General features: G+C 61.7%; 8 protein-coding genes. 7 read left to right on the plus strand and 1 reads right to left on the minus strand.

The features are described from left to right. The first annotated feature begins 18 nt into the window (after positions 1–18). Entirely contained in the window at positions 19–1,416 is a 1,398-nt protein-coding gene (gene dnaB, locus HX812_RS23110) for a replicative DNA helicase (RefSeq protein WP_016976916.1), read from the plus strand. A 6-nt stretch (positions 1,417–1,422) separates the two neighbouring features. Here dnaB and HX812_RS23115 read toward each other — a convergent pair whose 3' ends face one another. Beyond that, positions 1,423–5,394, minus strand: coding sequence for a dermonecrotic toxin domain-containing protein (locus HX812_RS23115; RefSeq protein ID WP_038851244.1), 3,972 nt, complete (start codon positions 5,392–5,394; stop codon positions 1,423–1,425). A gap of 212 nt (positions 5,395–5,606) precedes the next feature. Here HX812_RS23115 and HX812_RS23120 point away from each other — a divergent pair, with 212 nt between their 5' ends. The 6 genes from HX812_RS23120 to HX812_RS23145 all read left to right on the plus strand — a co-directional run bounded on the left by HX812_RS23120 (position 5,607) and on the right by HX812_RS23145 (position 16,388). Then, on the plus strand, positions 5,607–7,910 hold the full coding sequence (locus HX812_RS23120) for a YgiQ family radical SAM protein (protein ID WP_038851243.1): 2,304 nt from the start codon (positions 5,607–5,609) through the stop codon (positions 7,908–7,910). A 108-nt stretch (positions 7,911–8,018) separates the two neighbouring features. Beyond that, positions 8,019–8,939, plus strand: a complete 921-nt coding sequence (locus tag HX812_RS23125) for a hypothetical protein (RefSeq protein ID WP_038851242.1) — start codon at positions 8,019–8,021, stop codon at positions 8,937–8,939. Next, entirely contained in the window at positions 8,936–9,385 is a 450-nt protein-coding gene (locus HX812_RS23130) for a hypothetical protein (protein WP_038851240.1), read from the plus strand. The genes HX812_RS23125 and HX812_RS23130 overlap by 4 nt, the downstream gene beginning before the upstream one ends. 187 nt (positions 9,386–9,572) lie before the next feature. Further along, positions 9,573–12,863, plus strand: a complete 3,291-nt coding sequence (locus HX812_RS23135; protein ID WP_038851238.1) for a DUF2126 domain-containing protein — start codon at positions 9,573–9,575, stop codon at positions 12,861–12,863. 148 nt (positions 12,864–13,011) lie between these two features. Beyond that, on the plus strand, positions 13,012–15,498 hold the full coding sequence (locus tag HX812_RS23140) for a circularly permuted type 2 ATP-grasp protein (RefSeq protein WP_038851237.1): 2,487 nt from the start codon (positions 13,012–13,014) through the stop codon (positions 15,496–15,498). Further along, positions 15,498–16,388 (plus strand): transglutaminase family protein, encoded by an 891-nt coding sequence (locus HX812_RS23145; protein ID WP_038851235.1) that lies wholly within the window; start codon positions 15,498–15,500, stop codon positions 16,386–16,388. Before HX812_RS23140 ends, HX812_RS23145 begins: the two co-directional genes overlap by 1 nt. Positions 16,389–16,405 lie beyond the last annotated feature (17 nt).

Genomic DNA, 16,405 nt, shown 5'->3' on the forward strand with positions numbered 1-16,405 from the left:
CCCTAATTCCAAGTGGCCATGAACGATATTTCAGCTCCTGAGCAATACGATCTGCAAACCGCTGCCCTGAAGGTGCCGCCGCATTCCATCGAGGCCGAACAGGCTGTACTCGGTGGTTTGATGCTGGACAACAACGCCTGGGAACGCGTGCTGGATCAAGTCTCGGACGGTGACTTCTATCGCCATGACCACCGCCTGATCTTCCGCGCCATCGCCAAGCTGGCCGACCAGAACTCACCCATCGACGTGGTGACCCTGGCCGAGCAGCTGGACAAGGAAGGCCAGACCTCCCAGGTCGGCGGCCTCGGCTACCTCGGCGAACTGGCGAAAAACACGCCGTCCGTCGCCAACATCAAGGCGTATGCCCAGATCGTCCGCCAGCGGGCCACGCTGCGCCAGTTGATCGGCATCAGCACCGAGATCGCCGACAGCGCCTTCAACCCGGAAGGGCGTACCGCCGAAGAGATCCTTGACGAAGCCGAGCGCCAGATCTTCCAGATCGCCGAGGCCCGCCCGAAAACCGGCGGCCCGGTCGGCGTCAACGAGCTGTTGACCAAGGCCATCGACCGTATCGACACGCTGTTCAACACCGACGCGGCCATCACCGGTATTTCCACCGGTTATGCCGACCTGGACGAGAAAACCAGCGGCCTGCAGCCGTCAGACTTGATCATCGTCGCCGGTCGTCCATCCATGGGTAAGACCACCTTTGCGATGAACCTGGTGGAAAACGCCGTGTTGCGTAGCGACAAGACCGTCCTGGTGTACTCCCTGGAGATGCCAGGTGAATCGCTGATCATGCGGATGCTCTCGTCCCTGGGCCGTATCGATCAGACCAAGGTGCGTTCCGGCCAGCTGGAAGACGACGACTGGCCGCGCCTGACCTCAGCGGTCAACCTGCTCAATGACCGTAAGTTGTTCATCGACGACACCGCGGGCATCAGCCCTTCGGAGATGCGTGCACGTACCCGTCGCCTGGTGCGTGAACACGGTGACATCGCACTGATCATGATCGACTACCTGCAGTTGATGCAGATCCCGGGCTCCAGCGGTGACAGCCGGACCAACGAGATTTCCGAGATCTCCCGGTCCTTGAAAGCCCTGGCCAAGGAATTCAACTGCCCGGTGGTGGCACTGTCCCAGCTCAACCGTTCCCTGGAACAACGTCCCAACAAACGCCCGGTGAACTCCGACTTGCGGGAATCCGGAGCGATCGAGCAGGATGCCGACGTCATCATGTTCGTGTACCGCGACGAGGTGTACCACCCCGAGACCGAGCACAAGGGCATCGCCGAGATCATCATCGGCAAGCAGCGGAACGGCCCCATCGGTTTTATCCGCCTGGCCTTCATCGGTAAGTACACCCGCTTCGAGAACCTCGCGCCGGGCAGCTACAACTTCGACGACGACGAGTAAGGCGGGTTAATCCGCTGGACCAAACAGCCGCCTGATGGCTTCTTCGCTATAGCCGTAGTTCCATCGCAACTCAGTACCGGGGGCGAGGTCTTCGGCGGCAAAAAATGCGGTGAGCCGCAGCCTCACCATGGGTTGTGTGCCAACTTGGGTGTCCACTTCAAAACCTGCCTCGACCACGTTGTAGCCTGCTTTGGCCTGCCTGACCGGCTGGCCTTCTTGGTACTCGAACAGGGTGTTGATCCGCGAGAGTGTGTTGTCGCCTGACAGCACCAGGCTTGGGCTCAGTTGCTTGGACGTTGAGGCACCCCACTGGCCCTTGCGATTCGATACGAACACATCGAACAGATAAGGATCCTCGCGGTTGTCGGCGACGAAGTAGGGCAACAGTTCCCCGCCATATACGCCCAACGCTTCGCCCTTGCGAATATCACGAGTGGTAACAACTGTTGCCTGGCCCAGCAGGCTCGACTCCTCCGGGAATTTTTGGTGGGCTTGGGTAAATGGGATCACTTCAAGCCTGTCGTCATACAGCGCCGCGACTTTCTCAAACCCCTCCCATTGGATAAATGGCATGACCAGGCTCTTGCTAAATCGCTCGCCGGTCCTGAGGGAGGTGCCGATGGACTGGATAAACCGGATACGCATTGGCCGGCCCTCTATATCGCGCAGCGGATAGCGGCCGTTGTTGGCGCGATCAAATACGCGCAGGTAGTTCTGATTGTGCTGGAAGCTTTTGCTCGAACGCATATGGCGCAACTCTCGCGCCGTGTACACCGTTTTGCCTTCGTCCGCTGACTCGTAATCGTTGTCAGACTCGGCCGACACGAATTCTTCGCTGGAACTGGGTGTGCTCTTCAGGTCTGCGCCTGGATGTTCAACGAGGCTGTCTTCTAGCGCCCAGCCACCTTCGGGCTTTTTGCGGATGTAGGGTTGATAGGCCCTGAAACGGCTGCGCGCATCCACCAGGCGCCAGCCCTGGCTGTCAGCCTGTACCTGGTAATGCCGCGCATTTTCCAGCACATAGTAGCGATAGCTGCCATCAGGCAGGATGGGGGTCTGGTAGATGCCATCACTGCGTAGTGACAAACCTTCGGGTGCTGTTGATTCGGCAAACAAGGGGTCAAGCGTGCGCCCTGTTGGAAAGGACGCACTGCGGGTCAGCGTCGCGCGCTTGGCGGCCCGCTTGCGGGCCATCACCTGCAAATTGGTCCTACGGATAGCGTGGCGCAGGCTGGAGGCGCCCGATGGGCGTAGCATGTCATCGAGCTCGTCGGCCGATAGCGTCTGGGCAATAGCGCTGAGCAGGTCGGTCGGTTTGTGCAGCGCCTTGCCTTGCATGTCGCGCAGACAATACTGTTCGCCTTCACGCGTCACCACGTAGCCTGGGCTGGCGTCCTCGGCACCACTGCTGCCCAGCACACGGCCGGTGGTGTTCTTGTCACGTACTTCAATGCGACGTCCTTCGGGCCAGCCGGGCATGTGGCTGAGCGTCGACAGCACCATCACGGGGGTATCGTCGGTGGGCGCGCAATGCAGGTGCAGGCTGCCTCGCGCCCGGCTGGCCCGCGTCTGCTGCACATACTGGTCGGCTTCCCAGAGCTGTTCTGGTGCCAGGCTCTTTTCTCGTTGCAGTGTAAGTTGTTGTTCAGGGCTGAGTACCGCTGCCATTTCCTGCAGGTGGCTGGTGGATGCATCGGGCACGAACCGGCCGATTTGCTGCTCAATGGCCGTGACGGGTGTGTCCAGCGTCAGGGTCAGCCAGGCGAATAGTCGTGCTCGGTGTTGGTGTGCGCTTGTGACCAGGCGCTGCGACAGGTTTTCTACCTTGCTCAGGTAGCCCGCTGGAGAGGGTGGCAGAAGCTCGTTGAATTCTCTGCTGGGCATTTGCTCTTCCAGGTGAAACAACAGCTCTCCCTTTCTGAAGCGTGCCAGTGGCACCTTTATTTCGGTACGCCCTGTGCCATGGCTGACCAGTGTAGTGCCCTGCTCATCGACTACTTTCACGCTGCGACTTGCAGGCCACTCAGGCAATGAGCACACCAAGTGCATCTGAATGTATGGCGAAATGGGCGTTACGGTCGCGCCTTCGGCCCGGGCGATGTCGAAGTCCTGGATTTCCTGATCCAGGTTGAAGCGTTTTAACGTATCGCGCAGCACGGGAGGCGGGCGTAGCCCTTCCTGATGGGCTTGGCGCAAGGTCGTACTGTCCACACCGCTGACCAGCAGGAGCGTTTCCGCCTGGGGCTGGCTGATGTTCGTGGCGTCAGGCCCCAGGCGCTTGATCAGCTTGAGTTCATCCCAGTCATGCGAAGTTTCATGGGCCATGCGCCAGCCGCCAACACCGTTGCTCACTAAGGGCGGGGTATGGGCGTGAGGGTCGCTGGGGTGTTGCAACTGCCACTGCTTACTATGTGGGTCGTGCGTCACCCTGTGCAGGTGATCATCAAGTTTCAGGTAGTGTTGTTGGTCGTGGAGGTAGAGGCCCTGCGCGTCTGCGGGCACGCCGCCCGGCAAAGTTTTGTCCAGATGGCGATAAGGGGTCAGGTCCGGCTTCCATAGGCGTTCTTCTCCCTGGCGCAGCTTGACTTTGACCAGCCTGGCGGTAAAACCGACCGTCTTGACCGCGCCGGCGGTGGCGACGGCCAGCGCGACATTGTCCACCACGTCCATCAAGTCATTGAGTGCCTCGTCGCTATCGCCTCGGCCCCAGGCGGCAAAGCCACTGTAGATAGTGCCGAGCAACTGCGCTGCGCTGACCGCCAATAGCACTTCTCCCACAATCGGGACGAACGAAGCCGCAAAAAAAAGCAGGGATTTGCCGAGGTCGATATAGGATTGCAGGCGTTTTTGTCGGCTGACCACGTCAATATCCGCTGTGGGCACTGCCAATTCGCGGCCGTCCGCTTTTATCTGCTCGATCCTGCGACGTGTTATCGCCAGAAACAAATGGACCTTAATCGGCGTGCAACTGACCGTCAGCTCCAGGCTGATAGGCACGTGTTTGCCGGTGGCGCCTACCGAGATCCAGTCCACCCAGGCAGGCCTTATCTCCAACAACGTTTCCTGGCGTTGCAAGGGCACCCGGCGCTTGAAAAAGGCCAGGTACTCGGGGTTTGTATCCAGGCGCTCTGCCAGTTTGCTTTCCAGGTCATCAAGCGAGGGGTGCAGGCGTATGGGGGCGAGGGGGTCGTCCGGGGTGTAGAGGAGCTGTAGCGTGATGTCGCTCCGGAACTCAATCACCAGTACGTCGGGTAACACAACGTTATCTAGGGTCAGGTGGCTGCACGTCAGGTCCGGATGTTTTCCGTCCTGCGCGAGTACCAGCAGGCAGCCGTATTGAGCTTGCGACAGAATGTTGTGCATAAACGCCAGGTGCAGCGCCACCGTGAATGCATTTTTCGCTTGTTCAACGAAGAGTTTCTGGACCTTGCTGGTCATACGGAGCGAATACGTCGGCCCCAGTACCTGGTCGAGGTGTGCCTGATACAGGCGGCCAATATCCAAGTCACGACAGAGCCCCGCAAACCAGGTAGGCAATATAGGATTGCGCACCCGCGTGCCTTGAATGAACATGTACAGCGCGGAGCCCTTCTCCATGCCGCCATTGTCAGCTTCCGAGGTTTCAAAGTTTTGCAGGGCAGCGTCCAGCAGGGTGTGCTCGGTGGTTCGAGCATGAGTTTTGATTAGCCCAAGTAAATGATGGTGTTTCCATTCGCGTACCAGCAGCGCCGTTTCATCATTCAATAGCCCGCGGAATTTGCGTTTCAGGGCGCTTTTCAAAAGTGGGCGAGCGAAGTCGGCCGGGTTTTTCAGCTGGTTCAGGAAGGTTTTGAGTTCATGCCTTGATCGATTGCTTTCTATCAAGCTGCTGCGCAATGCCTTGCGCACGGTCTCGGGTGCGCGGGTTAGCCACGCAGGTAGTTGAGTTTTGATGAAGCCCGCATGAACTGATAGGGCCGGTGCTGGGGTTCCGTTCATCGCTGTATCCAGGGTGGGGGTCGATATACGGCAGACTACCCATGGATGTATTTGCCAACTGCTAACCCGATAGCGTCTGGCGCCCCGCAAAATCAGGTATAAGACGCCGCTTTCAGGCGCCTCGCGCAAAGCCGACCATTACCGTCGGAATTGGTCAAAATTTGTGCTATATTCCGCGCCCGCGATTTTCCATCTCAACACCGGTCACCGTCATGCAAACAGCCAAGCCGTTATTTGACTATCCCAAGTACTGGGCCGAATGTTTCGGCCCAGCGCCATTCCTGCCGATGAGCAGGGAGGAGATGGATCAGCTTGGCTGGGATTCCTGCGACATCATCATCGTCACCGGTGATGCGTACGTTGACCATCCGTCGTTCGGCATGGCGATCATCGGCCGGCTGCTGGAGTCCCAGGGCTTTCGCGTCGGGATCATTGCCCAGCCGAACTGGCAGTCCAAAGACGACTTCATGAAGCTCGGCGAGCCGAACCTGTTCTTCGGCGTCGCGGCCGGCAACATGGACTCGATGATCAACCGCTACACCGCCGACAAGAAAATCCGTTCCGACGACGCCTACACCCCTGGCGGCATGGCCGGCAAACGCCCGGACCGCGCCAGCCTGGTGTACAGCCAGCGTTGCAAGGAAGCCTACAAGAACGTGCCGATCGTACTCGGCGGCATCGAAGCCTCCTTGCGTCGCATCGCCCACTACGACTACTGGCAGGACCGCGTGCGCAACTCGATCCTGATCGACGCCACCGCCGACATCCTGCTGTACGGCAACGCCGAGCGTGCGATTGTCGAGGTTGCCCAGCGCCTGTCGTGGGGCCACAAGATCGAAGACATTACCGACGTGCGCGGCACCGCGTTCATTCGCCGTGACACGCCAGTGGGCTGGTACGAAGTGGACTCCACGCGTATCGACCGTCCGGGCAAGATCGACAAGATCATCAACCCCTACGTGAATACCCAGGACACCCAGGCCTGCGCCATCGAGCAGGAAAAAGGTCCGGTGGATGACCCAGAAGAGGCCAAGGTCGTACAGATCCTGGCCAGCCCGCGCATGACCCGCGACAAGACCGTGATCCGCCTGCCGTCGGTGGAAAAGGTCCGTGGCGACGCGGTGCTCTACGCCCACGCCAACCGCGTGTTGCACCTGGAAACCAACCCAGGCAACGCCCGTGCCCTGGTGCAGAAGCACGGTGAAGTGGACGTGTGGTTCAACCCGCCGCCCATTCCCATGACCACCGAAGAAATGGACTACGTGTTCGGCATGCCTTACGCCCGCGTCCCGCACCCGGCGTATGGCAAGGAAAAGATCCCGGCCTACGACATGATCCGTTTCTCGGTGAACATCATGCGTGGCTGCTTCGGCGGCTGCACCTTCTGCTCGATCACCGAGCACGAAGGCCGCATCATCCAGAACCGCTCCGAAGAGTCGATCATCCGCGAGATCGAAGAGATCCGCGACAAAGTGCCAGGCTTTACCGGCGTGATCTCCGACCTCGGCGGCCCTACCGCGAACATGTACCGCATCGCCTGCAAGAGCCCGGAAATCGAATCCGCGTGCCGTAAGCCGTCGTGCGTGTTCCCCGGCATCTGCCCGAACCTGAACACCGATCACTCGTCGTTGATCCAGCTGTACCGCAGCGCCCGTGCGTTGCCGGGCGTGAAGAAAATCCTGATCGCCTCCGGCCTGCGTTATGACCTGGCCGTCGAGTCGCCGGAGTATGTGAAAGAGCTGGTCACCCACCACGTCGGTGGCTACCTCAAGATCGCCCCGGAACACACCGAGGAAGGTCCGCTCAACCAGATGATGAAGCCGGGCATTGGCAGCTATGACAAGTTCAAGCGCATGTTCGAGAAGTACACCAAGGAAGCGGGCAAGGAGCAGTACCTGATTCCTTACTTCATCGCCGCCCACCCCGGTACCACCGATGAAGACATGATGAACCTGGCCCTGTGGCTCAAGGGTAACGGCTTCCGTGCCGACCAGGTGCAGGCGTTCTACCCGTCGCCGATGGCCACCGCCACCGCGATGTACCACTCGGGTAAGAACCCGCTGCGCAAGGTCACCTACAAGAGCGACGCGGTGACCATCGTCAAGAGCGAAGACCAGCGCCGTCTGCACAAGGCCTTCCTGCGCTACCACGACCCGAAAGGCTGGCCGATGCTGCGTGAAGCGCTGACTCGCATGGGCCGTGCCGACCTGATCGGGCCGGGCAAGGACCAACTGATCCCGCTGCACCAGCCGAGCACCGACAGCTACCAGAGCGCCCGTCGCAAGAACTCGACGCCGGCTGGCAGCCATAAGGTCGCGAAAGAAACCACCACCAAGATCCTCACCCAGCACACCGGCCTGCCGCCACGTGGCAGCGACGGCAGCAACCCGTGGGACAAGCGCGAGCAAGCCAAGGCCGCCGCCCAGGCGCGCAACAAGCAAGCCGCCAAGGAACGCAGCGATGCGGCCAAGGGCAAGGGCGGCAAGCCTGCGCGCAAGCCGGTGGTGCCGCGTTGATCGCAGCCTGAACATGCAAAACGCCAGCCTCGTGCTGGCGTTTTGCTTTCTAGGCGCTGGGTGGGCGGTTTGTTAAGGTGGCGCCCATTCAGTTCAAGGAAGAAAAACATGGCTAACCCCCTGGCCGGCATCGGCATGGACTCCAACCGCTCCCAATTCATGGCGCGCCAGCGCATCGAAAGCCAGATCAACCTGCCGCGCCTGTTTGCAGCCATCGACGCCGATCCCGCCATCGTCGGCGCGGGTGTCGTGTACATCGACGCCGATTTCAACGTGGTGACCCTGCGCGAATTCCAACCCATCTGCAGCATCGCGCCCAAGCGGTTGATCCTGCGTGAGGCGCAGAAGTACATCGCACCCACGCAATTCGCCCAGCAGGTGCAAGACAACCCGCGCGAATCGCGATTAGTGGGCGAAGCGGTCAATACCACCTTGTCATGTGCTGGAGCGGTGATCGGATGGATTGTGGTGCTCAGTGGTTCGGTCGCGGTTCCGTTTTCGGCGGGGGCCAGTTCGGTGGTCGTGGCACTCGGCTACACCGCCGCCGCCGCCAGTTCAGTGCAATGTTTCGCCAGCGGCTATCGCACCGTCAATGAAGTCCGCAACCCTGCCAAGAATGATCAGCTCGACAGCGAAGAGTGGTACCAATACACCATGATTGCGCTGGATGCCGCCTCGTTGGTCGGGGTAGGTGCATCGTCGCTGGCGACGCTCAAACTGGTCCGGCTGAACAAAGCGACCACCGGGAAAAGTGTGAGAGAGGTGCTCCGTGGCTTGAACCGTCAGGAGCGTGCCAAACTCACAAAGGAGCTATTGAGCATCAACGATCCGCGCCTGACGTCGAAGATGATCAAGTTGAAGCAACTGTCGGGTGAGCTGCCAAAACGGTTTACGCCCACCGAGGTCAAGCACGCGACTGTGACGCAAATCAAGGATGCCTTGGGCGCTGCCATCGGTTTCACCGGCAGCGCGGTTTCGGGGAACGTGCGCACGATTGCTGTGGGGTTGTATGAGGAAGCCGAGCAATGAGTGAATTTCCCAGTATCCGCAGCTTTCTATCGGCCTATTTTCCGGTGTTCATGGGGGCGATATTCGCCTCCATTTTTACCTTGGTATTTGCGGTGCCGCAGTTTTTCGACAGTTATTTACCCGGCCTTTCCATGGAGGACAACGCCAAGTATTCCTTCTTGGGAGGCATAGCACTTACCTTGGTCGTTGTGCATTGCAACTTCATGATTGCCCGTGGACATCCGCAGTGGGTATGGCCACTGGTAGGGCTACTGGGGCTCTGTTTTCTGGGTGTATTGCCCACCTTCAGTGATCAGCCGCACCGGTTCATGTTTGGCTTGGGCTTGCTGTTCCCGTTAATCGGGCTGCTACTGCTCAACAGCCAGCGCCACCGCGAAATGCGCCAGAAGCTGCACAAAGTGCGCCTCCTGCGTGAAGCCGTGATTGCCCGCCACAAATCCCTGTGATTGGGTAGATTCCCCACCCACCTTCACACCGACGCCACAAATATGTGCGTCACTTGCACCATGGCACCGCCGTTGGCGCTGTTTTGGTGCTGTACTGCACCGGGTCTTACGATAAAGCGCAATGACCGCCGCTCTGGCATAAGTCTTGCGCGCTTTGTTTCCATGCCCTGGCTCGCAGGAGGCCGCCGTGTCGATTCATGTCGCGTTGCACCACGTTACGCATTACCGCTACGACCGCGCTGTCGAACTCGGCCCACAGATCGTGCGCTTGCGCCCGGCGGCCCATAGCCGCACGCGGATTCTGTCCTATGCGCTGAAAGTGCTGCCCGAGCAGCATTTCATCAACTGGCAGCAGGACCCCCAGGGCAATTACCTGGCGCGGTTGGTGTTCCCGGAAAAGACTGACGAGCTGCGCATCGAAGTCGACCTGGTCGCTGAGATGGCCGTATTCAACCCCTTCGACTTTTTCCTCGAACCCTACGCCGAGAAAATTCCCTTCAGCTACGCCGCCGATGAGCAGCGCGAGCTGGCGCCGTACCTGGAAACCTTGCCACTGACGCCCCGGTTCGCCGCGTACCTGGCGGGTATCGACCGCACGCCGCTGCCGGCCGTGGACTTTCTGGTGGGCCTCAACCAGCGCCTGGCGGCTGATATCGGCTACTTGATTCGCATGGAACCGGGTGTGCAAACGCCTGAGTTCACTCTGGAAAACGCCTCCGGCTCGTGTCGCGACTCGGCTTGGTTGCTGGTGCAGATCCTGCGTAACCTGGGGTTGGCAGCACGTTTCGTCTCCGGTTACCTGATCCAACTCACCGCCGATGTAAAAGCCCTCGACGGGCCCTCCGGCACCGAAGTGGACTTCACCGACCTGCACGCCTGGTGCGAAGTGTATTTGCCTGGCGCCGGCTGGATCGGCCTGGACGCTACCTCTGGGTTGTTCGCCGGTGAAGGCCATATCCCGTTGGCGTGTAGTCCCGATCCATCGTCCGCCGCACCGATCAGTGGGCTGGTGGAACCTTGCGAGTGTGAATTCACCCACGAAATGTCGGTTGAGCGGATCTGGGAGGCGCCGCGCGTCACCAAGCCCTACACCGAAGAACAATGGCTGGCGATCCAGGCCTTGGGTCGTCAGATTGATGGTGACCTGCTCAAGGACGACGTACGCCTGACCATGGGCGGCGAACCCACCTTCGTCTCCATCGACGATCCCGACGGCGCCGAATGGAACACCGCCGCGCTCGGGCCGGACAAACGTCGGCTCTCCGCCGAGTTGTTCCAGCGCATGCGCAAGCATTACGCGCCCAAGGGCCTGGTGCATTTCGGCCAGGGCAAGTGGTACCCCGGCGAGCAATTGCCGCGTTGGTCGCTCAATTGCTACTGGCGGCGCGATGGTGTGCCGATCTGGCACAACAGCGCGTTGATTGCCGATGAGCAGGAGGACTACGGCGCGGACGGTGCGCTGGCCGGGCGTTTCCTGGCCAGCGTCGCAGAGCGCCTCAAGTTACCGGCGCGTTTTGTGTTCCCGGCCTTCGAGGATAATTTCTACTACCTGTGGCGCGAAGGCGCGCTGCCGCAGAACGTCACCGCCCAGGACCCGCGCCTCAGCGACGACTTGGAGCGCGAACGCCTGCGCAAGGTGTTCAGCCAGGGCCTGGATAAAGTCATCGGCCAAGTGCTGCCGTTGGCGCGCACGGCGGCCAATGACCGTTGGCAAAGTGGGCGCTGGTACCTGCGTGACAACCACTGCCGCCTGGTGCCGGGGGATTCGCCGCTGGGTTATCGCCTGCCATTGGCCTCGCAGCCGTGGGTGACGGCGGCGGAGTACCCCTTTGTGCACCCGACTGACCCGAACCAGGATCAGCCGGAGCTGCCGTCCGCTGCGCAACTGCAAAACCACGATGAGCCCGCGCCGAGCGATGAGCGTGTGCCCCAGGTGGACGAGTCCGCCGACTGGCTGACTCGCACCGCCCTGTGCGCCGAAGCGCGGGAAGGGCGCCTCTATCTGTTCATGCCGCCCCTGGAGCGTGTTGAAGACTATCTGGAGCTGGTGGCCGCCATCGAAGCCACCGCCGAGGAGCTGCATTGCCCGGTATTGCTGGAAGGCTATGAACCACCCGCCGATACACGCCTGAGCAACTTCCGCGTGACGCCGGACCCAGGTGTGATCGAGGTCAACGTGCAGCCGTCCGCCACTTGGGACGAATTGGTGGAACGCACCGAATTCCTCTACGAAGAGGCGCGGCAAACGCGATTGACCACCGAGAAATTCATGATCGACGGGCGCCACACCGGCACCGGCGGCGGAAACCACTTCGTGTTGGGCGGCGCGACGCCCAAGGACTCACCGTTCCTGCGCCGACCCGATCTGCTGCGCAGTCTGATCAGCTACTGGCACAACCACCCCTCGCTTTCCTACTTGTTTTCCGGCTTGTTCATCGGCCCGACTTCCCAGGCTCCACGGGTGGACGAGGCGCGCAACGACGCGTTGTACGAGCTGGAAATCGCCTTCGCACAAATGCCAGAGCCCGGCGAAGAATGCCCGCCGTGGTTGGTGGACCGTCTGCTGCGCAACCTGCTGATCGACGTGACGGGCAACACCCATCGCGCCGAATTCTGCATCGACAAACTCTACTCGCCGGACGGCGCCACCGGCCGCCTCGGCCTGCTGGAACTGCGCGCGTTTGAAATGCCGCCCCATGCGCGCATGAGCCTGACCCAGCAGTTGCTACTACGGGCGCTGGTCGCGCGTTTCTGGCGCGAACCCTACGCGCCGCCAAAGCTGGCGCGCTGGGGCACCGAGCTGCACGACCGTTTCCTGTTGCCGCATTTCATCGAGCAAGATTTTGCCGACGTGATCGTCGAACTCAACGCCGCTGGCTACCCGCTGCGCGCCGAGTGGTTTGCCGCGCACCTGGAATTCCGTTTCCCCAAAGTGGGTGACTACGCCGTCAGCGGGATCGAATTGGAGCTGCGCCAGGCCCTGGAACCTTGGCACGTACTGGGCGAAGAGGGTGCAGTGGGCGGCACGGTGCGTTACGTGGATTCGTCCCTTGAGCGTCTGCAAGTCAAATTGACCGGGCTGCCACCGCAACGCTACTTGCTGACCTGCAACGGCATCCCGGTGCCGCTGCAAGCCACCGGGCGAGTCGGTGAGTTCGTCGCCGGCGTGCGTTACCGCGCCTGGCAACCGGCCAACTGCCTGCAACCGACCATCCCGGTGCATGCGCCGCTGGTGTTCGACCTGCTGGACACCTGGATGCAGCGTTCGCTGGGCGGCTGCCAGTACCATGTCGCCCATCCGGGCGGGCGCAATTACGACAGCTTGCCGGTGAATGCCAATGAGGCAGAGAGCCGGCGCATGGCGCGGTTTTTCCGGTTGGGGCATAGCCCAGGGAAGCTCGACGTGCCGAGCGTGATCGTGAACGATGAACTGCCGATGACCCTGGATCTGCGCCGCTTCCCCCATAAAAATGACTGAACGCGATCCCTCTGTGGACGCCAGCTTTTGTGGTGAGCGAGCTTGCCTCGCGCGGGGCAAGCCCGCTCACCACAAAAGCCGGGGCCTACAGGGGATTTGCAGTGTTTGTTGAGTTAACCTGAGCCCCCTTGCCTCTGCCGAGCGTTCCATGTCCGACTTGCTCGACCGTTACCCGCTGACCGCGGGCACTTATCACGAACTGCTGGATGACAGCGGCGCAGTGCGTGCCCATTGGCGGCGCTTGCTGGATCACCTGCAACGCAGCACGCCTGCGCAACTGGCCCAGCGCCAGGCGCTGTTGACCCGGCAGATCCAGGAAAACGGCGTGACCTATAACGTCTACGCCGACCCCAAGGGCGCCGACCGCCCGTGGGAGCTGGATTTGCTGCCCCATGTGCTGGCGGCTGATGAATGGCAGCACTTGTCGGCGGGTATCGCCCAGCGTGCGCGCCTGCTCAATGCGGTGCTGGCGGATCTGTACGGCCCGCAGCGGCTGATCAAGGAAGGCTTGCTGCCAGCGGAGCTGGTGTTCGGGCATAACAACTTCCTGTGGCCGTGCCAGGGCATCCAGCCGCCGGACGGTGCGTTCCTGCACCTGTACGCCGTGGACCTGGCGCGCACGCCGGACGGCCGCTGGTGGGTCACCGCCGACCGTACCCAGGCCCCATCCGGTGCCGGCTATGCGCTGGAAAACCGCACCATCGTGTCCCGCGCCTTCCCGGATCTTTACCGTGACCTGCAGGTGCAGCACCTCACCGGTTTCTTTCGCACCTTGCAGGAAACCCTGGCCCGCCAAGCGCCCGGTGATGACCAGCCGCCGCTGATCGTGCTGCTCACGCCCGGCCGGTTCAACGAAAGTTACTTCGAACACCTCTACCTCGCCCGCCAGCTCGGCTACCCGCTGGTGGAGGGTGGCGACCTCACCGTGCGCGACAGCACCGTGTTCCTGAAAACCCTCAGTGGCCTGCGCCGGGTGCACGCGATCATGCGTCGCCTCGACGATGATTTCTGCGACCCGCTGGAGCTGCGCACCGACTCGGCCCTCGGCGTGCCGGGTTTGCTGGATGCCGTGCGCCAAGGCAACGTGCTGGTGGCCAATGCCCTGGGCAGCGGCGTGCTGGAATCTCCGGGTTTGCTGGGCTTTCTGCCGAAGATCAACGAATTCCTGTTTGGTGAAAAACTGATTCTGCCGTCCATTGCCACCTGGTGGTGCGGTGAGGCGCCGGTGCTGGCCGAAGCGCTGGAGAAACTGCCGGAGTTGCTGATCAAACCGGCGTTTCCGTCGCAGAGTTTTGCGCCGGTGTTCGGCCGCGACCTCAACGACGAACAACGCCAGGCCCTGGCTGAGCGCATGCGCGCGCGGCCTTACGCCTACGTTGCCCAGGAGCTGGCCCAATTGTCCCAGGCGCCGGTGTGGCACACCGTGGATGACCACCTGCAACACCGCGCCATCGGCATGCGCGTGTACGCCGTGGCCAGCGAAGAGGGTTACCGCGTACTCCCCGGAGGCCTGACGCGAGTGGCCGCCGAGGCCGACGCCGAAGTGGTGTCGATGCAACGCGGCGGTGCGAGCAAGGACACCTGGGTGCTTGGCGAGCGTGCGCCGGGTAATGAGCAGTGGCGCGCGCAACGCACGATTGGCGCCCATGACCTGGTGCGCCGCGATCCTTATCTGCCGTCCCGCGTGGTGGAAAACCTGTTCTGGTTCGGTCGTTACTGCGAGCGCTGCGACGACAGCGCGCGCTGGCTGCGTATCGTGCTGGCGCGTTATGTGGACGGTGACGACCCGTTGGCGTTGCAGGCGGCCGTCGAGCTGGGCGAAAACCTGCGCCTGCTGCCGGAGGAGGGCGAATTGCCCGAACGCCTGCTGGCGGCGCTGCTCGGTGATGACTGGCCGTCGAGCCTGCGCGCCAACCTGCAACGCTTGCAGTGGGCGGCGTCGCAAGTGCGCGGCAAGTTGTCCCGGGAAAACTGGCAGGCCCTTGTGGAGCTGCAGCGCGAAGCCATGGAGCTGGAAAGCGAATCGCCGGATTTTGGCGAGTTGCTGGATTTCCTCAATCGCCTGGTGATGTCGTTGGCGGCGTTGTCCGGGTTTGCCCTGGACGACATGACCCGCGATGAAGGCTGGCGCTTTTTGATGATGGGCCGGCGTATCGAGCGCCTGCAATTCTTGAGCAGTAGCCTGGCGGCGTTCCTGCGCGGTGTGGCGGTGTTCGATCAGGCCGGTTTGGAGTGGTTGCTGGAACTGGGCAACAGCAGCATCACCTACCGTTCGCGCTACCTCGCGGTGCCGCAGTTGATCCCGGTGCTCGATTTGCTGCTGCTGGACGAGCAGAACCCGCACGCAGTGTTGTTCCAACTCAAGCTGGTGAGCCGCACCCTGCGTCGCCTCAACGATGACTTTGGTGTGCCTCGGGAAACCGGCCTGGGCCCCTTGGTGGAGCGCCTGGCGCGATTCGACCTGGGTTGCCTGGAGAACCCGTTGTTCGGCGAATCCAGCGTACGTGCCGCGCTGGATGGCCTGGCCGACCTGCTGCAAGCGGTGGCCGATGAGAGTGGGCAAGTGTCGGATCGTCTGGCCTTGCGTCACTTTGCCCATGTGGATGATGTCAGCCAGCAAACGGTGTCGGTGTGATGAGTGCGCGCTACCAGATTTTCCACGATACCCACTACCACTACGACAGCCCGGTGTCCCTGGCCCAGCAGCTCGCGCACCTGTGGCCACGGCCGTGCGCCTGGCAGCGCTGCAGCCTGCAGCAACTGGATATCAGCCCGGAACCGACCTCGCGCCGCGATGAGCTGGACGTGTTTGGCAACCCGATCACGCGCCTGGCATTCGAGCGGCCCCATGATGAATTGCTGGTGAATGCCGGGCTGACCGTGGAAGTACTGGCGCGGCCTGCGCTGGACTTCCAGCTGTCGCCCGCCTGGGACCAGACCCGCGACAGCCTGACCTACAGCAGCCAGCCGATGTCCGATGCGCTGATCGAAGCCTGCCGCTACCGTTTCGAATCGCCCTACGTGCACTTGAAGAAAACCTTCGTCGAATTCTCCGAAAGCTGTTTTCCTCCTGGCAAACCCTTGCTGCTGGGCGTGCAGGCGCTGATGGAAAAGATCTTCAGCGAATTCACCTTCGATGCCGAGGCCACCCAGGTCGCCACGCCGCTGGTGGAAGTGCTGGAGCGCCGCCGCGGCGTGTGCCAGGACTTCGCCCACCTGATGCTCGCCTGCCTGCGCTCGCGGGGCCTGGCGGCACGCTATATCAGCGGCTACCTGCTCACCCAGCCACCGCCCGGCCAGCCACGGCTGATCGGCGCCGATGCATCCCACGCGTGGGTCTCGGTGTATTGCCCGGTCTCAGGCTGGGTGGATTTTGATCCGACGAACAATGTGCAGCCGGCGCTGGAGCACATCACCCTGGCCTGGGGCCGGGATTTTTCCGATGTGTCGCCGTTGCGAGGGGTGATTCTGGGGGGAGGGAGCCATGACCCGGAGGTGCGGGTGACGGTGATGCCGCTGGAATAACAGTTGATTGTGCCGAG

It is taken from the genome of Pseudomonas sp. IPO3749 (assembly GCF_013386605.1).
Lineage (GTDB): Bacteria > Pseudomonadota > Gammaproteobacteria > Pseudomonadales > Pseudomonadaceae > Aquipseudomonas > Aquipseudomonas azotoformans_A.

What these genes read in the sequence shown, in the direction of transcription:
- HX812_RS23120 (WP_038851243.1), top strand. Translation starts at nt 5,607, where the DNA reads ATGCAAACAGCCAAGCCGTTATTTGACTATCCCAAGTACTGGGCCGAA.
- dnaB (WP_016976916.1), top strand. Translation starts at nt 19, where the DNA reads ATGAACGATATTTCAGCTCCTGAGCAATACGATCTGCAAACCGCTGCC.
- HX812_RS23145 (WP_038851235.1), top strand. Translation starts at nt 15,498, where the DNA reads ATGAGTGCGCGCTACCAGATTTTCCACGATACCCACTACCACTACGAC.
- HX812_RS23115 (WP_038851244.1), bottom strand. Translation starts at nt 5,394, where the DNA reads ATGAACGGAACCCCAGCACCGGCCCTATCAGTTCATGCGGGCTTCATC.
- HX812_RS23125 (WP_038851242.1), top strand. Translation starts at nt 8,019, where the DNA reads ATGGCTAACCCCCTGGCCGGCATCGGCATGGACTCCAACCGCTCCCAA.
- HX812_RS23140 (WP_038851237.1), top strand. Translation starts at nt 13,012, where the DNA reads ATGTCCGACTTGCTCGACCGTTACCCGCTGACCGCGGGCACTTATCAC.
- HX812_RS23130 (WP_038851240.1), top strand. Translation starts at nt 8,936, where the DNA reads ATGAGTGAATTTCCCAGTATCCGCAGCTTTCTATCGGCCTATTTTCCG.